A 20,235-nucleotide genomic window follows, 5' to 3' on the forward strand; every position below is an offset into this window, starting at 1 on the left:
ATATTAATCTGTACTTATAAGAGTCAGTTCTTAAGTACGGCTGCCAATCTGGTTTAATTCAAACGGTGTAGCCTGGTACACATAATAGTTCAGCCAGTTGCTGAACAGTAAAAAGGCATGGCTTTGCCACAGCTTTTGCGGCCCCTGCAACGGGTTATTATTGCGGTAATAGTTTTCCGGTAACTTAGGCGCCGCGCCAGCGGCCAGATCACGCTGATATTCTTCATCCAGCGTAGTTAAATCATACTCCGGGTGGCCGGTAACAAACACCCGGCTGCCACTGCTGTTTTGCAGCAAATAGGCCCCGGTAACGTCCGCCTCAGCCAGAATATGTAAATCGTCATGCTGCTGGTACTTTTGCTTCGGCACCTGGGCATAGCGCGAGTGCGGCACTAAAAATTCATCATCAAAACCGCGCACCAAAGGGCACAGTGGCTGGATTACCTGCTGCCAGTACACGCCGGAGAGTTTCTCACCACGAATTTCCCGCTGTAAGCCATAATACTGATACAGCGCCGCATGCGCCGCCCAGCATAAAAACAAGGTTGAGGTAACATTGTTATCAGCCCAGCGCAGAATATCGCCAAACTGGGCCCAGTAGGTTACATCTTCATAGTCGACTAAACCCAGCGGCGCGCCGGTAATAATTAAGCCATCGTATTTTTGCTGCTGTACTTCAGAAAAGTAACGATAAAAACAGTTTAAATGGCTTGGCGGGGTATTTTTGCTGACATGGTCATCAATACGCAGCAAATCGACATCTACCTGCAACGGGCTGTTGGCCAGCAAGCGCAGTAGCTGCACTTCGGTGGCTATTTTATTGGGCATCAGGTTTAAGATAGCGATTTTCAGCGGCCGGATGTCCTGCGACTGCGCCCGGCTCTCGGTCATCACAAACACGTTTTCGGCCGACAGCGCTTCCACCGCCGGCAACTGATCGATCACTTTAATAGGCATAGCTACACCCGGTTAACTGACATAGCGGCTATGTTGCGCAAAACATCCGGCAATGTCAACTTCTATACGTTTAGATGGCTAAATAATGCAGTTGGTTGTGTCGTTGCTAAGCATGCTTTTGGGCGTTAACCGCAATTACTCAAAATGCCTTTTTTATATCGCGATAAAAGTTCTCATGAGAACCAAGTGCAATCAATTCTAATGTAACGGTGCCATCTTCATAGCTATAACCGAGAAGCGTAAGTTGCTTTACCATATTAAACTTGTGAACCCGTAAAAATGACAAATCACCTTTCTTTTGTTCACCCAGCAGCGGATTTTCAATTAGTTCTTTGACGGCTTTGTCTAAATCCTTCTTTTGGTTCTGGTGCAGCTTTTTCACCGCCTTTTTAAAACTTGTTGTCTGTAAAACACTGGTTATTTTAGCCAAAGTCATATGGCTCCAACTTTCCGGCTTCTTTTTCTGCCTTCGATATAATCGCTTGTTTTACAAATTCATAAGGTAAGTCCGGGTTGTCTTCCATCATTTCACCAATTTTTGCCCAATGCTCTATCTGCTTAGGCATCGTGCGGTTCAACGCTTTTCCCATAATGGTCGCTTTTTCTACCAGATCCTGGTCTAGCCTTACACTTGCAGTTGCCATAATATCTCTCCTGTAAAAACAGGCCAATTGTAGCAAGGCGCTACAATCGTAGCAAGTTGCGCACAACAAACGGTTTACCACTCGCTGCGCGCGCTATTGCCCTTATGGTCAGGTCTTGTCTTTTAACTTCGGGGTGTGTGGCAAAAAAACAAGACCTGACCCTGAGATCAGCCTGGTATTTTACGCGCCGGCAAGCCTGCAGCGTAAGCTGGTAAGGCATAACTTTATACTACCCAAACTGCTCTACTGGCCCAGCTTGCTACTGGCAATGGTTATAATCAGCTAATGGGTGTTGTTTTAATCAGTACTCATTTAAAAACCAGCACTGTTCGTTCAGCCATAACACCAGCGGCCACTTGGTGCTTTGTTTTTTTAGAAGGCATCTTCAAATCTGACTGTCTACTTGGTACCAATAGCGGTCATTCTTATACGATATTAACCAGAAGATATTAGTGGGAATTACGAAAATTTGTTACCACAAGTCATTCTTGTGATGTAAGACCGAATTTTTCTTATTTGTCACATCTATTAAAATTTTTTATACTCATAAGTTATTGTAAATAAGCCAAATAGAATGCAGCTATATCTACATAATATTTACAATTGTGTAAGAGTCGGTGTTTAAATACGAATCTTTCTGTAATCTAACACGCGCCCTTTTAGGGCTCGACTCGCAACAAGTTGCTCGCGTTTGTTGCGGGCGATAGCACTTAAAAAGTAGAATAGAATGAGTACTCACGAGAAAATGGAATTTAACTACAAGCCCAAATGGACGTCGATTGTATTCATAATGATAATAGGTTTTGGGTTGTCCGCTTTTGCTTTCAACGAAGCTGTGAATTGTTCTGGGGTTATAGAATTAAAAAATTCAACTTTGTCTGGAACTACCGGACATCTCTATATCTGGGTTTTAGCAGTTGCATTGTTTCTCATTGGCTCTTTAGGTGTTGCTGGTATTGTTTCAAGATTTACAATAGAACCGAAAATTACGCTGGATAGCAATTACGTTTCTGTTCCGGGCCCAATATGGTCTCCTAAGCATCGAGTACATGATCTTAGCAAGGTAGTTTCAAGTAAGACAATTACAATATATGGCAATCAATTATTTGAAATTAAAACCACAGATTCCAGACTTTCTGTAGCTAGTTCAAACTTCGATTCGGTTGATCATTTCAATCAATTTGTGGCCGCTACTACTGTCGCGAGACGCTAACACTTTGTTCCAATTGACTTTCACCTTAGTTCCGACAGTTAATTGCTGTTTTAATGTCCGCAATTCGCTCATAGCTGCCCGATACTCAGTACAGCTTAGTGTAAATAGAAGCCATTTGTTCGGACTTACTTTGTTTATTGGAATAAAGAACTGGATTGCAAATGAATAACCACACTAAACGTGACTTAAACTTAGTGATGTACGCATTGTTTCATGTGAGAAGCCTAGACGATGTGCGTGCTAATAAATATATGTACAATATTTACGGCCAATTTACTCGTGAATTTAATAAAGATACGCAAGAAAAGGTGGTTAATGCGATACAAAAGGCATTGGACAATGGAAACCTTAGTGATTTCTACACATTACCTAATTTACCTGGATCCGATGAGTTCAAAACTGAGTACCTGAAAATTGTGTTGGGTCATTTGAAAGGGGCCATGAACTGACAATACGTGTCAGTCAGACAGCATTCGTCGGGCGTTTTTTTGTTCTTATTTCATACGCTATCCCGAAAACTGCCGCTACAATATGCGTTACTTCCGCGTCTCGCTCAAAGCCGCCGGCGACAATTGCTGGTAATTACCCCGTTAATTCCTGGCACGTTAGCAGTTATCGGTTATCTATGCTGATCCCCTCATGCACAACTTCGAGAGCTTCTATCACCACCTCCATATCATCAGACTTCAGATCGGTGCCGGTGATTTTGCTGGGCCAGGCATTAGTTAGCGTCCATACCATTGTTGCATTGCCGGCTTCATCCAACAAACTAATGGTAACAGGCTGGCGTTTAATGGTGTTCATCTTGATCTGGCTAAACCAGTCCCTGAACTTGTTATCCGACTTGTACACGCCGTTTTTCAGCGTCACATTGCCGGACTTATTCAGCCCCGGCATTTTGGGGGTAGAAAACAGCGGGCTACTTTCCTGACCGGGCTGGCCGGCACGGTATTCAATTATTTGCGCTTCAACATCCAGGCCGGACACCTCCTGAAATGCCATTACTGCTGAATCCCATTTCACCTCAAAACAGAACGTTGGTAAGGGCCAGGCCGATGTGGCCTGGCTTGAACCGTTATCAGCCATGGTTAAGATCCTCTGTAAAAGCGCGTTGACCGTTGCTTCAATATTGTGTCGCCTGTTCCGGCCGTAAACATTGAGTAAGTTAAGCAGCTCTGTAACAATAGCTGTATTCGCTATATGCAGTGGCTTATTTCCATGCAGATTATCCGATTCACCGCCTTCATCTCATTTTTACTGATTATTAGTGGTGTTTTATGCAACAGTGCCCTGGCCCAGTGGCACCGGCTGCCGTTTCAGACGATGGGTACCCAGGCTTATGTTGAGCTGTGGACGGAAGACGATAATCAGGGCAAAGCTTTGCTTATTGCCGTGCAGAATGAGTTTGAGCGGATTAACCAGCTGATGAGCCCCTATATCGACAGCAGTGAACTGAGCCTGCTAAACCGCGACGCCGCCAGCCACCCGGTTACCATTAGTAGCGAACTTTACCAGTTATTGCAGCAGGCAGAGCAGTTAGCCAGGCTTAGTGACGGCGCTTTTGATATCAGCTTTGCGTCAGTTGGGCTTAGTTATGACTATCGGCAGCATATTAAACCCAGCGCGAAGCAACTGGATACCCAACGGCCACTTATAAATTACCAGCATATAAAACTGCTGCCAGATAATCAGGTAACGTTTGCTAAAGCTGGCGTTAAAATTGATTTAGGTGGCATCGCCAAAGGTTATGCGGTTGAGCAAGCCATTGGCCTGCTGGCAAAAGCCGGTATTAAGCATGCGCTGGTGACTGCTGGCGGTGATACCCGCTTGTTGGGCGATAAACGTGGCCGGCCCTGGCTGGTCGCCATTAAGCACCCACGCAAGGAAGACGGTATTGTCGCCCAGCTGCCGTTAACCGACAGCGCCATCAGTACCTCGGGTGATTATGAGCGGTTTTTTATTGAAGACGGTATGCGCTACCACCACATTCTAGACCCGAAAAGTGGCCAGAGCCCGTCCGGGTTGATGAGCGTAACCGTTATTGGCCCTGATAGCACCAGCACCGATGCGATGTCGACCACCTTATTTGTGATGGGGCTTGAGCGGGGCATGGTATTTATTGAACAGCAGAGCAAATTTGAAGCTATTTTTATCAGCAGTGAACACCAGCTTTATTTCTCGTCCGGACTGGAGCAGTAACGCTGTCACGCAGAATAAGCGCTGTTTTATTGTCAAATCCTACGGTTTACTGGCATTATTGCGTAACATTCAAACAGCCTGGAGAAGTACAGCAGTTCCGGCGTTGTTGTCTTGGTAAATATAATAATAACTGGACATCCAATGCGCAAAACAGTGTCACACTTCATTGCTGCTATTCTGGCGCTGCCAGCTATCTGGCTGCCGCAGGCAGCAGCCTGTAAGCTAAGGCTTGGCGTTGAAACCCATTACCCACCGCATATTATTCAGACAGAGCAAGGCTGGAGCGGCCTTAACATTGAGTTAATGCAACGTCTGGCCAGTGAAGTAAAGTGTGAGCTGATGCTGATTGAAAGCCCCTGGCTGCGCGCCATGCGTCAGATTGAACAAGGCGAGCTCGATGTTGTCAGCCACCTGACCTTCAGCCCCGAGCGGCAGCAGCGCTTTGCCTTTATTGGCCCTCATCATCTGGAGCAAATCTATCTGGTCGCCGACCCTGCTGTTATTCCTGCCTTAACCTCGGTTGAGCAACTGACTGAAGAGGTTGATCTAACCGCCATTGCGATGCTGGATGGTGCGTACTATGGTGAAGACTTTGCCAGGCTGCAAACCCGGCCTGGCCTGAAAAGACAGCTGGTGTATATCAGTAATAATCTGGATAAAATCGCTTTGCTTAACGCCGGCAGAGTAAATGCCGTGCTGGAAGATTTAGCTGTACTTCGTTACTGGCAGGAAACGGACAGCACCACGTCCAACCGTTACCAGCCACTACTGGCTATTCATAAAGGCCCTGTTTATTATGGGTTCAACAGAAAAACCGTTTCAAAAGAAAAACTTAAAGAACTTAATGCCGCCTGGCAAAAACTGCACAGCAATGGCGAGCTGGCGGCAATTGTGGCCCATTATCAGCAACGTGACAATGCGCTACAGGTACCGCCTCCCCAGCCACAGCTATAACCGGCTACACACTATAACCGGCTACACAATAGGCGCAAAGGCAGTCAGCCGGTCCTGACTGGCGGCATTGCCAAGGCCATGAAACGGTGCTACTTCACTCAACCGGCCCTGCTCGCCATGTAATGCCAGATAATTCAGCATTACAGTTTGCACCAGCAAATTAACGTTGTTGGCAGCCATTGACGAGCCGGTTTCTACCGAGGCGTCGGGGCGCATAAAGCCAATTTGCTGATGGCGGGCCTGTTCGGTGGTACTGCCACCCAATAACGACGGCCGGCCATTCGGGCTGTACACCAGTATAGCTGAGGCGGCGGTGGACGAGTTATCGCCGGTCCACTCACCTTTGCCCCGGCCATTTTCACTGTCGTCAATCCGGCCATTGCTGGCCACCGAGCCATCGGAATAAACGTAAATCATTAGCGGCTGATTCCGCCTGGCCGCGTATTCCAGGCAGGCGCCAATACAGCGGCCAGCCCGTAAATCGCGCAGCTCGCCGGTACCGCGCTCACCGGTATGATAATCATAGCCGCCAATAGTTACTGTGCCGGCACCGGCAAAACCGTTTACCACCAGCTTCATTACCGAGGCCGTTTTACGAAACTCCGCATCGCCGTTAAATTCAGCACTGCTGAAAATACCGCCATCGCCGACAATATCCGGATCCGCTGCCGGGTCGAGCGTAGCCGGGTTACCAAAGCGATCAGCTAAATCGGCACTTTTCACGTAGCCACAGCGCACCAGATCTTTTATTACTGCGTCACGGCTGATACCACTGTTAACCCGAGCCAGCTTGTTGTCGCTTAAGCGCTGAATAGATTCCATTACCGCTACGGCGTCGTTCTGATCCAGCAGGCCGAATAAATCACCGACATCAACTAAGCCGGTAACATCACTGGGGCGGTCAATTTTAGTTGGCCGCCACTCCGGGTTATAAAACTCAGCCGGCGCCATCGAATTGGCACCGGAATCAGAATTGCGTGAGCCAATCAGCGGCATTAACGAGCCATTGGCACCGGCTTTGGCAATCGCAAACATCGGGTTATGCGGGTTGTTGCCGGTATCATTTTCTGAACGCGACGGGATCACCGCCCCGTTAGTCATCGCCTGAGTGGCCATGCTGGTTCGCTCCAGAATACCAGCCAGCATTTGCGAGTCGCTGTGAAACGCCAGCCCCAGCTGATCGTTGACAAAGCCGCCTGCCGGATTAGCGGCATTTACTGCGGTTGGCACCATATCTGCCGGTAAGCCCAGCTTGCTGTAACCCTGAGTAGACAGAAAATCGAGCTGACCACCAGCACCACCCACCAGCACATTGGAGCCGGCAATATTGGCACCACCGGCCAAATCAAAGCAAATAAACGGAATTTTACCGGCGCCTTCAACATTAATGCCGCACTGGTTTTTCAGTAACTCCAGATCAGGTGACAAGTCAGCAAAGGCTTTGGTTGGATTAGCAAATAAACTGAATACCGAACCGGTAGTCAGAATGCCGGCGCCGACACTCAGGCCACAGGCGATAAAATCGCGCCGGCTTACCGGCCGGCTATGGCAGGCGTGTAACAGGGGCGCATCCGGGTGTAACGCTTTTTTCAGTTTCATTAGTTGGCTCCTTGGTACACGGTTCAGTACACCAGCATCTGGGCGCTGGCCAGCACAGCGGTGCAGGCTGCTTTGGCAATCGTTTGAGTACGCTGGCTATCGCAATTACCGTCGCACTGGCTTAAGCGGTCTATCAGGTTGTTCAGTTCAGCCCGGGCAGCACTGTTCTCCAGCGCTGTTGCTGGTTGCAGTGGGGCAAACCTGGCCAGCAGCGGGTTAATCAGGGCGTCCCGGTTAGCCGGGCTCAGCGATTCGGCCGGGCTGGCATTAAAATTAACACCCGGAAACCAGTCACTACGCAGTGCTGAATTACTGATTGCCGCGTTGCAATAGGCAATACCCAGTTGGGTAATCGCCATTTGCTGGGCAGAAATAAAGGTTTCAATATTGCTCAGTGCCGGTAACTGCCGGCTAATGGTCTGGTAGGTGTTGGCTACCGCAGGTGTTGCCTGCGATATACCGGTAAGCCGGCTCATACTGGCATGAATAGCAGCAAAAGGCCGGATGCCGATATCGCTGCTGGTCGAATTAGCCTGGCTGATTTGCTGCAGCGGGAATGTCGGCTGGGTCCGGACATTACTGTACTGGCCAATCTGGCCAAACGACAGGAAAAACTCGTCGCTGGCAGCACCGGCTTCAGCTGCAATAATGGTACCCAGTTCAGACATTGTTACCGCTTCGCTCAGATCAGTGCCACTGTCAAAACTGAAGTCTTGCTTGATCCAGGCCTGGCCCGAGTTTACTTCGCGACCATTAATCGCCAGTGCCATTTCGCTGATATTCAAATTGACTGGCAAGGCTGCGCCATTCAGGTTGATCAGGTACGGCTGACTGAATAAATACGAGTAATTATCAAACTGCGCCACTTCAAACACGATATAGCTCTCTGGCAGGTCAATCAAATGACCAATGGCAAACGGCAGGTAGAATTTTTGCCCGACGCCAATACTGAAATTCTGGGCAATTTGCTCAGCGGTAAGCGCCCGGTTATGAATTGCCAGTAAGCGGATACTGCCCTGCCATTGCCGGCTGCCATCGGCTTCGTTACCCAGCATCAGCGCAAAACTGTTATCCCAGTTGCTGATAGCCTCGGGCTCGCCCTGCACCCCGCTGTCCTGACCATTTACATAAATACGCTGGCCGTTTACCGGATCCTGGGTCAGCACCACATGCTGCAGGCTGGCTTGCAGTAATTCATCGGCATCTGCGGTGCTCAACGCCGGCATACCGGCGAAATCACTGTTGGCGCTGCGCAGTAAAAAGTCGTAATTATACTGGGTCTGGCCCAGGGTAAAGTTACGGCTGATAGCGCTGCCGGCATAACTGACGATGGCCGCCGGCCCTTCCTGTATTACATTGGCCGGGATCACCCAGGCTTCAATGGTCATCTCGCCGGTGGCAGCAATAAGTTGGGCCAGCTTGGCGCTGCTCTGGGTCGATGCCTGAGCCCGGCCACGGTTAATCTGCAGGCCCCAGCCAGTCAGCCAGGCAAAGTCGCCCTGCAAGGTTAAGTTCGCCGCAGGCTCTACCCCGGAGGTATCGAAAGCCTGATTACCCTCGCCTTCTTTAAACTGGTAAAACGCAATCTGATTGCTCTCGTAGCGTCCACCACTGGAGGCCACGACGCCATCGGCCAGCCGTAGTGCTTTTGATGGTACCAGCTGCGGATCAAGCTCTGTTACCGGTACGGCATCACTTATTGCCACCACGGCGGCCAGCATAACGGCGGCATCACTGCTGCAATCTGACCAGCAGTTATGAAACTCGCCGCCTAAGCGGGCAACCAGCCTGGATAACTCAGGCCGGTCCAGGTTTATTAAGCTACGGCTGGCCTGATAAGCCGCCTCGGTATCGGCTGCAGCAAAAAATGGCGCCTGGGCGACCGCAGCATCGGGGGCATGACAGCCGGCACAATGCTGGCGCACCAGCGGGTACACTTCGTTGGCAAACAGTGCTGAGCTTTCCGGCAATGCCTTACTGGCACCCGGATCACGAATAACCGGCGCCACCAGGGTTACGGCGGCTTGCTCTGCACCAGTGGTATTGCCCCAGTTGCGCAGCCACTGAGTAATGGTATCGGCACAGGCGGTATTGCTGCTTAGCCAGCAGTTATGGCCACCGGCCACTTTTTGCACCATGGCCGACTGGGCCGGATCCGCCAGATTAACCAGCGGTAATACCGCGGCATAGGCCAGATTAATATCATCCCGCCGGACAAAAAACGGTGACGTGTTGCCCTGCTGATGACAACTGCCACAGCGATTATCGGCCACCAGGTTATCCCACAGGTTTAATTTAAACTGCTGTACGTCGGCGGTTTGCGGGGCCGGCCCGGTATAATTATTAGAGTTATCCTGCACCGGCGGTGGCGGGTTTTGTTCAACCTCAGCACCACCACATGCTGTTAGTAAGATACTCAGCAAAACCAAAAGTAATATTCTCATGGTTAGTCTCCCATACAGTAAGTGGCAGTGTCGGCGAACACCTGTTTTAAGTTATAACCGCTCTGACTGAACCGCTCGCTGGTTTGCTGAATAAGGTTAACGTCTGCCAACGTTTCCGGCGGACGCAAACATGTTGTTTCAAAGGCTTTTTTAACCTGGCACTGTGCAAAAGCCACCGAGTGCGCCAGCTCCTGGCCTAAACTTTTCGCGCCATAGCCCTCGCCGGGTAAACTGCTGTCCCAGCCCAATGCCTGGTTACGGCCCTCGCGCCAGTAGTTTTGCCAGTGATCATCTTCCGTTTTATAGCCAAACGGAAAGTTACCGGCATTGATATGATACTTCGGTTGTACCCGGCTACCGGTCTGGCTGTTGCTGCTACCACTTTGCTGGTAAAACAGCCGGCCATTATCGCCATTCTCGTCGGTAAACTGGTAATCGTAATACGCAAATGCCTGGGCCAGCGGGTCCATCCCGGCGTGGCAGCCAATACAGCGGTTATGAAATATCCGGCTGTCACCACCCGGGCTGCGGCTGACATCCTGCCGGATCCTGTCGGCCGGGGTGCTGGTGTCTTTTAACGGTTCCAGATCAGTACAAAGCTGGCTCATTAAGGTAAAGCGCAGCATGGCGCGATTAGTCCCCAGATAGAAAAACGCTTTGGCACCGGCCCGGCTGGTCATTACCCCGGCACTGGCCTCAGACGGGATCCCCAGCAGGCTGCTTTGCGAACGCGGCTCCAGATGTTGCTGTAAATCGATTCCCTGCTGATCAAGCGCCAGATAATGGGCATTATTATCAGCAGTATAGGGCGGCAGGCCTAAACTATCGGCGCCCACGTACAGCACGTCAGTTTGCAGAATTTGCCGAAAATCGGCATTGTCCCGTACCAGGCCGATAATAGTGGCACTGTAGTCATTTAACGGCTCAAAAATATCTAAGTCGCGGTTGGTGGCTGGGGTGGCAAACAGCTTCAGGGTGGTCCGGTAAAAATCCGGATGTGCCATTGCCAGCTCTGCTGCGGCCCCGGCATTACCCTGGCCAATTAAATCGGCCATTTGCTCAAGTGTCGCCGCATCTGCCGGCACTCCCGTCAGCCGGTCATGCAATCTTTTGGCCTGCTCCAGCGGCCCGGCGGCGAGCATACCACTAAACCCTAATGCAGCTACCGTAACCAGCAGGCGTGCAGCCAACAGCTTTACATCGCTTTGCATATCTCTCTCCTGCCCGGTTAGCCGGGTAAAAACGCTATGGTCCACTTAGAACGGGTTGGCTTAACGTCGGCCGCACCGAAGTTTACTGCCTGCAGGCGCAACGTTAACTGTCGCTCCAGCCGTTCATCATTCAATTCACTTTCCACGATGTTAACCTGTTGCAGGCTGCCGTCGGGGTTAATAATCAGCTCAAACACCACCTTGCCTTTAAGCAGTGGATTAGCTCGTAATGCCCGGTTATACAGGGTATATAAACTGCTTTTATTCGCTTCCAGGGTCTGGCGGATACTGGCCTCTGACCGGCCGCCGGCCGTGGCAGCGTCGTTGCTGGCATTGCTGCCGCTATTCGCTGATATGGGCGCCGATGCGGCCAACCCCCGCAGTTCACCTTCTGTCAGCGTGGTATTCTCAGCCCGGTTCAGCTCGGCTCTGGCAACATCAGCACTGACTGCTGCCGCAGCTTTGGCCGCTGTTTTGGCCAGCTCAGGGTTAGTAATACGCTCCGGCTCGGTGGTAACCGCCGCTTGCTGGCCATCACGCTGCAATTGGGGTGCCTGCTGATTCACGGTAAAGGTTTGCCGCAATGCGGCCAGTTCATCCTGCATGGCCAGCAGCCCCGCTTGCTGCGCCTGCGCTCTGGCCGTTTCAGGAGTAACCGGGCTGGCCTCGACCACTTGCTGCTCGGGTTCAGGCTCGGGCTCCGTTACAGGCTCAGGTTCCGGCAGTTCAATCGGTTCTGGCGGCACAATTTCCCGCTGTTCCAGCATTACCCGCGCCAACTGCGGCGGCAATTGTTCCAGCTGCTGGCGGCTGCGCTCAGGAACCTGGTACAGTGGCACCGCTATCGACAACAGCAACAGCACGATCAAACCGCCAATTACTGTTTTGGTGAAAAACTGATCTTCCTGTTGCCAACCCGGGCCAGCCTGCCAGCTTAGTGTCGTCATGGCGAAGCCTCCAGCGCAGTGCTACGCTGCTCTACTGCCAGCGAAACATCGCGGTATTCGGTGGCCGCACTAATCGCCATCAGCCGGCGCAACACTGCATAAGGGGTAGCCGCATCAGCCAGAATCGTCAGCGGCCGGCCCAGCGGCTGTTGCTCAGCGGGCAATGGCGCAGCGCGGCCCGCCAGATACTGCAGTTCCTGCTTAACCGCTGCTGCCAGCGGTTCCTGCCATTCCTCAGCTGGTTGCTGCCAGTCACCGCGCCATACTGGTTTACCCTGGATTAATACACCATTAGCGGTAACGGTTAATAAAACCTGCTCGCGCGGTAATTGCTCTGACACCGATTGCGGTAAGCGCATCTCTTTATTGCTGGGCAGCACCACCACATCAGACTGATTCACCATCAGGAAAAATACCAGAATGGTAAAAATATCCATCAGCGCCACCAGATTCAACTTTGAGCTTTGCGCCAACCGCTGGTTTTGCTTAAACATTCGTTTGGCACGAAATGACTGTTTCATTCAGGGCCCCCGCTAGCATCGGCCGGTAACTGGCCAAGCGAAATTACCGGGAATAACTCAGCGTCTACCACCGAAGCGGCAACCACTGTTTTAAAGGCCCGCACCGTGTCCATAGCACTGACCAGGGTTTGGTAATCAAGGGTTTCCGGCGCCAGAATACTGATATCGCGTTTACTGATATTTTGCTGTTGCCAGGTTAGCTTTAAATCCTGCAAAAAAGCCGACAGTGCGGCAAAATCTGGCTGGCCCTGCTCGCTATGGCTAAACTCACGCAGCAACTGGCCGGCCGGATAGTTCAGCCGCAGCCGGTCGCTGCGCAGTTCCAGCTCAAGAATTTGCGGGTTGTCCTGCTCCTGCTGCAGCAACTGCTCGGTTTGCGGCGGCAGCTGAATATTCAGCACCCGGATCTGAGTAAACACCAGGCTAAGTAACAATACCGGCACCAATACGATCATCAGATTCATAAAAGAGGTAATGTCAAGTTCAGCCTCGGCCTGGCTGACTTTATGCTTTCTGATCATCCCGGCCACCCGTGAAACGTTGTCCGATACTGTTCATTAATTTAATGCCCGCCATTTCCATGGTATCGACAATGCTGGCGGTTTTGCTTTGCAGCAGCGCATGGACAAACACCAGTGGAATAGCCGTCATCAGACCAAAGGCGGTGGTATTCATGGCCACAGAAATACTGGACGACAACAAACTGGCTTTTTCCGACGGGTCGGCGTTGGCCACGGCTGAGAAGGCCGCGATTAAACCGACAATGGTGCCCAGCAGCCCCAGCAGAGTGGCAACGTTTGCCAGCGTAGCCAGAAATGGCGTGCGCTTTTGCAGACGCAGGCTGTATTCCAGCACCACTTCTTCCATTGCATATTCCATGTCTTCGCGCCGGTGCGACGACGCTAAGCGGTTAACCCCGCTGGCCAGCATTAAGCTAAGTGGCGTCTGGTTACTGTCAGCCTGCTGTAAAATGGCTTTGGTATCAGCCGCCGCTATAGCCGGTTGCAGCTGCCGGTATGCCCGCTGATTACTGGCATAAACCGAGCGCAAAAACCACCAGCGCTCAATGGTAATGGCAATACCTAAAATCAGGATAAAAGCGATTGGGAAAATAAAGTAACCACCTTCCTGCAGAAAACGCACTATGCTGTTGACGAAATCCATGCTGTAAACCTCTTAATTATTATCTGTTGATGCGGTACTGCCCGGTTGCTGCTGGAGCGACTGAGCCTCAATAAAACGTAAAAACTGCCGGCGATCCAGCGGCTGTATCGGTTGCGCCGGCACGTTAATGTCGGGGGCGGCAATCCGGATCTGGGCAATGCTGTGCTGCCATGGCAGCACATACAAGGTGCGCGGTTGCTCCTGATTGCCACTGATGGTGGTGCTGATATTAACCTGCACCGTTTCAGTTGAGCGTGGCTTCACCGCCGTGTTGTTTTGCGCCGTACTGCCGGCTTGTGCTATCGGCTCGGCTTGCTGGGTTTGCGCGGTTTGTTGAGCCGGCGTCAGGCTGCTTAGCAACAGCATACTCAGGCTAAACACTACTATGCTGAACGTTTTCATCCTTACTCCTGTTGCTCCAGCAAACTGAGCCAGGCTTCTGCCATCGGATCACCACTAAGCTGCTGATACTGCTGATAGTGATAACGGGCCTGCTCAGGCTGGGCCAGATAAAGCTCATATAAAAAACCCAGATTTTTGTGGGCTTTAGCAAAGTCACTTTGTTGGGCCAGTGCATCCAGCCAATAGCGCCGGGCCTGGTTAAAATCGCCTGCCTCGCGGGCGATAACCCCCAGTAAATTTGCCGCTTCAACATATTCAGGCTGATGCTCAAGCAACGCAGTCAGTTGCGCCCGGGCCTGTTCTGTCTGCTGCAACTGCCAGTAACACAAGGCCAGATTATAATGAATACCAGCGGCGTCTGGCAGTGCCTGCGCCAGCGGTTGCAGCAGACTAAGCGCTGCCTGATACTCCTGCTCCCTCAGGTATTGCTTTGCCGTTGCAAACTGTTGCTGCTGGCCGGATTCGAGCATAGGCCTGGCTTTAGCAGGTGTTTGCGCAACCTCTGCAGCCGCGCTCTGTGCTGCCGGCACGGTTTGCGACGGCTGCCCTGCTGACTGCTCAGTTGTCGCCTGGTCCGGCGCTTCTTCACCGCCAGACAACTGGGCACAATTGCTTAGCGACAACAGTAATAACAGTGGCAATACCAACCGGGGTATTTTGCCTGACCACTGACAGCGGCCACGGATAAAGGTGTCAGTAAGCTTCATCAGCAAGCTCCAGGTAAACCGCGGGTTTACGATAACGGGCCGGCGATAACTCAGCCAGCTTGCTGAAGCTGGCCGCAATCCATTTGTCGTACAGCGGCTGGCTGACCAGCGCGGTATTTTGCTGGTATATTTCAATCGCTAACTCTTCAAACGGATAAGCCTGCTCTTCCAGCAGTAAGTCATATTGCTCCAGCGCCATGGCATCCAGGCCTTTTGGTCGTTCAGAATTAAGCAGTGCCGCGGCCATTTGCTGGTACAGCTCGCCAATCTGATACTGGGCCTGGCTGTAAAAATCGGCCACCTGCCAGCTCATACTGGTTTGCAGTAATTTGATCGCTGCTGTCATATGGCCCTGCTTTTTCTTCAGGTTATCCCGCAGTGGCTGGCGTAAACTAACACCGCTGAACAACGCACTGTTATGCAGCCCCAGTTGCAAGGCGGCTTCAGCGGCCAGATACCGGCTGCGCTCGTTGCCACTGCCCTCCTTATTGGCATATTGCTGTTCAGCATTAACAATACGCTGATACCAGAAGTTTTGCCGGCTGGTGTCATTTTGTGCCTGATAAAGCTGAACCAGCCTGGCCCGGGCTTCCTGCGCCTGGATATGAGGTTCCGGATACTGATTGGCATAGCTGCGGTAAGCCAGCCGCGCAGCTTCGCTGTTACCGGCCTGCCAGTAATAGCCCGCGGCTTTGTACAACAGCGCCTGCTGTTCTGTGCCACTGGTCAGCGCGGCAACCTGCTGGCTAAGCAAATCGGCCGCACTTTGCCAATCCTGCAATTGCTCGTAGCTGTTTAACATTGCCTTGCTAATTGCGGGTAGCTCAGCACTGTTGGGGTAACGCTGCTGATAAGCCTGCATCAGGCTGATCGCTTCAGGCAACGCCTGCTGCTCCAGCAGTAAACTGATCTGCTGATAGGCTGCACTCTGATGGTATTCCGATACCGGTAGTTGCAATAACCGCTCGATATGCTGCAGCTGCTGCGTAATTGTTATGCCGGGTTGCTGTGCCTGCTGATAAACCGCTGACGCCAGTTGCTCAGTCAGCAACTGGTAGCGCTGGGCGACAACACTGCTGGCTGCAGTTGCGCTGGCTTCTGCGGCATAAACTTTCAGTAACTGGGTAATGCTTTGCTCAGCACTGGTATAGTCGTCCTGCGCCAGCTCCGTCTGGCTGACAATAAATAATGCCTCATTTACCAGCTGCCGGTTGCTCAGCTCAGGATGCGGCCAGTCTGTTACCCGTCTGGCATATTCTGCTACGCTGCTATAGGCCTGTTGCTGATAAATATCAGTAAGCTGATTCAGGGCAACTTGCTGAGCGGCCGGATGACGGCTGTGCCAGCGAACAAACTGCTGTTGTTGCTGCCACCAGATATCAGCCGCAGCAGGGTCGGCCGGCGCTGCTTTTGCCAACGCTTCGCTCAGAAGCAACGCCCGGTAGGCGGCCTGCTCGGCGGTAAAGCTCTGTGCATCGAGTTCGGTCGTCGGATAGCCCAGTTGCTGGTAAGCTGCCAGCGCGGCCTCACGCTCGCCGCTTTCTGCCAGCGCTTCGGCCAGCAAGTAGCGGATGTCGTCCGGCCACAACAGGCTGTCATCACCTTGCTCTGCCGCTAACAACGGGTGTACCTGCAGTAATTGCTGCCAGTAGCTAACCAGGCTGGCAAACTGCTGCGGCTTTGCTGCAGCACTGGCTTGCAAGGCCTGCTGATGCTTATTGCGGCCAAAATAGTCCAGATACTGAGCTAAGCGCGGCGCCAGTTCTGCCTGTTCGTTTGGCCGTGCCTGCTGCCAGAAAGCGCTGGCCGGGCCAAACCGGTTGATAAAGCTCTGCTGCGCCTGCTCTGCAGCGTCAGCCTCGGCATAATCCAGATGATATTGCACCAACTGTAATTGCATGCGGGCCGCTTCAATAGCCAGTGGCTGATCGGCGATAAATACCCGATAGCTGTCAAGTGCAGCCTGATTCAGCTCTTTTTCAAACAAAAAGTCGGCCAGCGCCTGATATAACGCGGCCTGATAGGCAACCGGCCGCTGCTCTGCCGGGCCATCGCGAAATGGCGCCCGTTTGAGTAAAGCCAGTAAGCTTGCTGCCTGCTGCTGATAACTAAGTGAAATGCTTAAGATACGCTGCAATTCCTGACGCAGGCTTTGCTGCTCGTCTGCCGCCAGTCGCTGATGATAGGTTAAATCCAGAGCTTGTAAAAAGGCATCATCAGCCGCGGCATAATGCTGCAGCTGAAAATGACTCCAGCCGCTCATGTAGAGCGCGTGCTGCGTCAGTTCAGGCCCGGCAAGTGCCAACACCTGTGCAAACGCCGTCAACGCCTCGGCATAGCTGCCCTGGCTATAGTAAATATCGCCAATCCGGAACCAAAGCTCAGCGGCAAACTCACTTTGTGGATATTGCTTTAACAATAGCTGCATTTGCTGCTGGGCAGCCTGGCTGTTACCGGTCAGATCAAGTGCCCTGGCCAGCTGATAATGGATTAACTCATTATTCGGATCCGCCGGAAACTGCGCCAGCAAAGCCCGGTACTCAGCAATCAGTGTCAGCAGTGCCTGTTGTTCAGCCGCCGGCTCCAGTTCGCTTAATTCAAGCTGGCGGGTATTTAGCTGCGATAAGCGGTACAACACCTTTTGTCTGACTGCAGCGGCGGGTGCCAATGCCAGTAAATCCTGATATACCTGTTGCAACTGCGCTGCGGTAACCCGCTGTGGTTCAGCCAGGGCGGCCTTGTCAAACGCTGCCAGCTCTGCCAGCGTTGGCCGGCGTACTGTTTTGTCAGGCGCGCTGCTGCATGCAGCCAACAGTGAAGTAAGCAGCAAAACTGCCAGGGTGTTAATCGTTAATTTACCAGATATGGCGCGCATTATTGCTCCTCCTGTGAGGTGAGTAATAATTGCTCCATGACCCGGGCAATAGCCTGGGTATTGAAGCGGCGCATTTCCAGCAATTTCTCCCGCTCGGCCAGTCGTATTTGTTCAAGGCCACTGTTCAGCCCGGCCAACAGCTGCTGTTGCTGGACAAAAAGGGCAGCGCCAAACTGACTTTCCTGTACTGTCATTGCGGCAAGCTGTTGCTGCTGCAGCAGTAAACGTTCCGTTTTACCATCAAGCCGGCTTAACCGCTCAAGGGCCTGGCCGATCCTGGCCAGTTCTGCTGTCAGTTGCTGCTGTTGTTTATCCAGCTGCCAGTGCCGCTGCGCCCTGTTGTACTGGTAATGCCACTGTAAAATACCCTCTAACCGGCTTAAGCGCTGTTTGGCATCAGCCACATCACGCCCGGCCGCGCTCAGCGCGTCGGCCCGCCCGCGTGCTTTGCTTAACATAACGTGGAGCTGGGCGTAGTTTTGTTCACTGTCGCCAAGCCATAACTGCATCGCCATTGGCTCTGCTTTAGCCGAAGCAATACTGGCAGCCAGTTGCTCTGCCTGTAACTGCAGCGCTTGTTGTCTGGCGGATAAGTCGGGCAACGCACTGGTTAATAATTGCTGCTGTTGTGCCAGTTTAAAGTCGATAACCTCACCGAGTTTTTTCAGCCGGTCTAACCGCTGCTGCTGCAGCTGTTGCAACTGCTGCAAAGCGTTAAGCTGACTATTAAGCTGAAACAGACCTGGCTGTTGGCGTAACTGGTAGCTTTGCCAGCCGCTAAGACCAGAGCTTTCTGCCAGTTGTGATAATGTCAGCGGCCTGGCATGCCCGCTGTTGATGGTTAATTGTTGCTGATAATACTGATCAGCCCAACGGTAAGCAGCCAGCGCATCCTGCTGCGCCAGAGCGCGCTCAAACTGGTTACCCAGCTGGTGCGCAGCCAGCCAGCTGGCATCTGCATAAGGGTAGCGGTCGATCAGTTGTTGCAACACACTTAACAGGCTGGGTATTTGCCGGTTTTCAGTCAGCACGTCGCGATACAGGATCATGGCCGGCAATGTCAGAACACTGTTGCTGGCAAACTGACTTAACACCTGCTGCGCATCCGCCCATTGCAGTTGGTCTACCAGCAAACCCGCCTGCAATAACTGCAGATAATCAGCCAGCGCCTGACGCTCACTGTCGCTACTTATTAAAGGATCGGACCAGCGCCAGCGAAATAACTGGCGCCAGAACCCGGTTGCTGTTTCAGGCTGTAACCGGTTGTTCAGCTGTTCAAGCATGACCAGTGCCGGCTGGGGTTGTTGCTGCTGGCGCAACGCGAGGATCTGGTTAATGACCACATACGGTAATTCATTGTGGCCTGCTAAGCGATCAAATACCCCGCTATCCGCAGTGTTAATAGCCGGCCAGTTAAGTAACTGTTTAAGCAGTTCGGCTTCACCAGAGAGATCGTCAAGCGGTCCGCTTAGCTGGCCCAGATAGTGCTCAGCCTGATCGCTTTGCTGCTGCTCAAACAAGAAACGGCTGTATTGCAGCAACGCGACATTTCTCAGCTGCCGGGGCAATTTGCCACTTAACGTTTGATCATCCAACAGCTGTTGCAGCAAACGCGCAGTGGCTGCGGGCATATCCAGTTGCAACAGCAGCCCGGCTTGCAACAAACTGGTTTTTGCCGGGCTTTCTGCTGTCATCGACAACTGCAAAAGCGCCTGATAGTAATCATCCTGATAAAAGTGCCAGGCTGCCAGCCGGTATTGCTTTTCCGTGCGCAGTAACGATTCAGCCATCGCGGTTTGTGACAGCGCAGCGACCAGCACTAACAGCAGCAGCCGGCCGCTAAGCATAATACTTAGTTGCCGGACCATACTTCCACACTGAAATCAGGTTGGTAATTGGCACTGCTGTCGGTAATTTTCAGTTCCAGCAGCACGGCTTCATCTGCTTTGGTAAAGCGGTGGCTGATTGCCCGCCGGTAGTCACGTTCTTCCGGGCCTATGCCAACAAATACTGCAGTTAAGGTATGCTCACCGGCGCGGATATTACCTTTGTATAACGGTTGAATGGCACCACGTGCCAAGCCTTCCAGCTCACTTGCGGTATACAGATGAGCGTCAACAGCTTCGTCATTTAACTTCAGCTGAATACTGTCTAGCTGAAAAAAGCTGCCGGCGTCAACAGACACAAATACCGCCAACTGGGTTTGCGGCGGAAACAATAACTCCTCCTCCAGGATAAACAGTTCCCGGTTAAGCGCGATTGCCTGCTGCTTTAATTGCTCCAGCTGCTGCTCTGCCGGCGGTTCAGTAGTGGCTGCGGCGGATAATGAAGGCATGGCCAGCAACATTATGCTCAGCAGTACCGATCTGACAAAATAACAATTCATGCTGCAACCCCA

Annotated in this window: 20 protein-coding genes; 4 read left to right on the plus strand and 16 right to left on the minus strand. The window is 52.1% G+C overall.

All coding sequences use genetic code 11. The features are described from left to right. Nucleotides 1–30: 30 nt before the first annotated feature. The 3 genes from KQY15_RS04250 to KQY15_RS04260 form a co-directional block, all read right to left on the minus strand. Nucleotides 31–957 carry a homoserine O-succinyltransferase gene (locus tag KQY15_RS04250; RefSeq protein WP_217667478.1) on the minus strand — a complete coding sequence of 309 codons (927 nt, stop codon included), beginning with the start codon at nt 955–957 and terminating at the stop codon, nt 31–33. 139 nt (nt 958–1,096) lie between these two features. Then, nucleotides 1,097–1,393, minus strand: a complete 297-nt coding sequence (locus KQY15_RS04255) for a type II toxin-antitoxin system RelE/ParE family toxin (protein WP_217667480.1) — start codon at nt 1,391–1,393, stop codon at nt 1,097–1,099. Further along, nucleotides 1,380–1,601 carry a TA system antitoxin ParD family protein gene (locus tag KQY15_RS04260; protein WP_012518669.1) on the minus strand — a complete coding sequence of 74 codons (222 nt, stop codon included), beginning with the start codon at nt 1,599–1,601 and terminating at the stop codon, nt 1,380–1,382. Before KQY15_RS04260 ends, KQY15_RS04255 begins: the two co-directional genes overlap by 14 nt. 727 nt (nt 1,602–2,328) lie before the next feature. Between KQY15_RS04260 and KQY15_RS04265 the strand changes: the two genes are divergently transcribed. Together KQY15_RS04265 and KQY15_RS04270 are read left to right on the plus strand one after the other, a co-directional pair. Then, on the plus strand, nt 2,329–2,814 hold the full coding sequence (locus tag KQY15_RS04265) for a hypothetical protein (RefSeq protein WP_217667482.1): 486 nt from the start codon (nt 2,329–2,331) through the stop codon (nt 2,812–2,814). A 161-nt stretch (nt 2,815–2,975) separates the two neighbouring features. Next, nucleotides 2,976–3,263: a hypothetical protein gene (locus KQY15_RS04270; RefSeq protein ID WP_217667484.1), complete on the plus strand. Its 288-nt coding sequence runs from the start codon at nt 2,976–2,978 to the stop codon at nt 3,261–3,263. 163 nt (nt 3,264–3,426) lie between these two features. Here KQY15_RS04270 and KQY15_RS04275 read toward each other — a convergent pair whose 3' ends face one another. Next, nucleotides 3,427–3,900, minus strand: a complete 474-nt coding sequence (locus tag KQY15_RS04275) for a phage tail protein (protein WP_217667486.1) — start codon at nt 3,898–3,900, stop codon at nt 3,427–3,429. 132 nt (nt 3,901–4,032) lie between these two features. Here KQY15_RS04275 and KQY15_RS04280 point away from each other — a divergent pair, with 132 nt between their 5' ends. Next, nucleotides 4,033–5,013, plus strand: a complete 981-nt coding sequence (locus KQY15_RS04280) for an FAD:protein FMN transferase (RefSeq protein WP_217667488.1) — start codon at nt 4,033–4,035, stop codon at nt 5,011–5,013. A gap of 141 nt (nt 5,014–5,154) precedes the next feature. Continuing rightward, on the plus strand, nt 5,155–5,967 hold the full coding sequence (locus KQY15_RS04285; RefSeq protein ID WP_217667490.1) for a substrate-binding periplasmic protein: 813 nt from the start codon (nt 5,155–5,157) through the stop codon (nt 5,965–5,967). Between the two features lie 21 nt (nt 5,968–5,988). On the opposite strand, the gene KQY15_RS04290 is transcribed toward KQY15_RS04285, so the two are convergent. The 12 genes from KQY15_RS04290 to KQY15_RS04345 are packed head-to-tail and all read right to left on the minus strand — an operon-like array spanning nt 5,989 to nt 20,223. Next, nucleotides 5,989–7,566 carry a general secretion pathway protein GspF gene (locus tag KQY15_RS04290; RefSeq protein WP_217667492.1) on the minus strand — a complete coding sequence of 526 codons (1,578 nt, stop codon included), beginning with the start codon at nt 7,564–7,566 and terminating at the stop codon, nt 5,989–5,991. A gap of 23 nt (nt 7,567–7,589) precedes the next feature. After that, nucleotides 7,590–10,010, minus strand: coding sequence for a LamG domain-containing protein (locus KQY15_RS04295; RefSeq protein WP_217667494.1), 2,421 nt, complete (start codon nt 10,008–10,010; stop codon nt 7,590–7,592). A gap of 2 nt (nt 10,011–10,012) precedes the next feature. Continuing rightward, a complete protein-coding gene (locus tag KQY15_RS04300) occupies nt 10,013–11,221 on the minus strand; it encodes a hypothetical protein (protein WP_217667496.1) in 1,209 nt (402 codons plus the stop codon). Between the two features lie 17 nt (nt 11,222–11,238). Next, nucleotides 11,239–12,168: an AgmX/PglI C-terminal domain-containing protein gene (locus KQY15_RS04305; protein ID WP_217667498.1), complete on the minus strand. Its 930-nt coding sequence runs from the start codon at nt 12,166–12,168 to the stop codon at nt 11,239–11,241. Continuing rightward, nucleotides 12,165–12,689: an ExbD/TolR family protein gene (locus KQY15_RS04310; protein ID WP_217667500.1), complete on the minus strand. Its 525-nt coding sequence runs from the start codon at nt 12,687–12,689 to the stop codon at nt 12,165–12,167. Before KQY15_RS04310 ends, KQY15_RS04305 begins: the two co-directional genes overlap by 4 nt. Then, nucleotides 12,686–13,210 carry a biopolymer transporter ExbD gene (locus KQY15_RS04315; protein WP_217667502.1) on the minus strand — a complete coding sequence of 175 codons (525 nt, stop codon included), beginning with the start codon at nt 13,208–13,210 and terminating at the stop codon, nt 12,686–12,688. Before KQY15_RS04315 ends, KQY15_RS04310 begins: the two co-directional genes overlap by 4 nt. Continuing rightward, nucleotides 13,194–13,853, minus strand: coding sequence for a MotA/TolQ/ExbB proton channel family protein (locus KQY15_RS04320; protein WP_217667504.1), 660 nt, complete (start codon nt 13,851–13,853; stop codon nt 13,194–13,196). The genes KQY15_RS04315 and KQY15_RS04320 overlap by 17 nt, the downstream gene beginning before the upstream one ends. A 12-nt stretch (nt 13,854–13,865) precedes the next feature. Beyond that, entirely contained in the window at nt 13,866–14,255 is a 390-nt protein-coding gene (locus tag KQY15_RS04325) for a hypothetical protein (RefSeq protein ID WP_217667506.1), read from the minus strand. A gap of 2 nt (nt 14,256–14,257) precedes the next feature. Further along, entirely contained in the window at nt 14,258–14,962 is a 705-nt protein-coding gene (locus KQY15_RS04330; RefSeq protein WP_217667508.1) for a tetratricopeptide repeat protein, read from the minus strand. Further along, the gene (locus tag KQY15_RS04335) at nt 14,949–17,837 is read right to left on the minus strand and encodes a tetratricopeptide repeat protein (RefSeq protein WP_217667510.1); all 2,889 of its coding nucleotides are present in this window, start codon (nt 17,835–17,837) and stop codon (nt 14,949–14,951) included. The genes KQY15_RS04330 and KQY15_RS04335 overlap by 14 nt, the downstream gene beginning before the upstream one ends. Next, entirely contained in the window at nt 17,837–19,705 is a 1,869-nt protein-coding gene (locus KQY15_RS04340; RefSeq protein ID WP_217667512.1) for a hypothetical protein, read from the minus strand. Before KQY15_RS04340 ends, KQY15_RS04335 begins: the two co-directional genes overlap by 1 nt. Next, a complete protein-coding gene (locus KQY15_RS04345) occupies nt 19,690–20,223 on the minus strand; it encodes an AraC family transcriptional regulator (protein ID WP_217667514.1) in 534 nt (177 codons plus the stop codon). Before KQY15_RS04345 ends, KQY15_RS04340 begins: the two co-directional genes overlap by 16 nt. Between the last annotated feature and the right edge of the window lie 12 nt (nt 20,224–20,235).

The organism is Arsukibacterium indicum (assembly GCF_019100565.1).
Taxonomy (GTDB): Bacteria; Pseudomonadota; Gammaproteobacteria; order Enterobacterales; family Alteromonadaceae; genus Alishewanella; species Alishewanella indicum.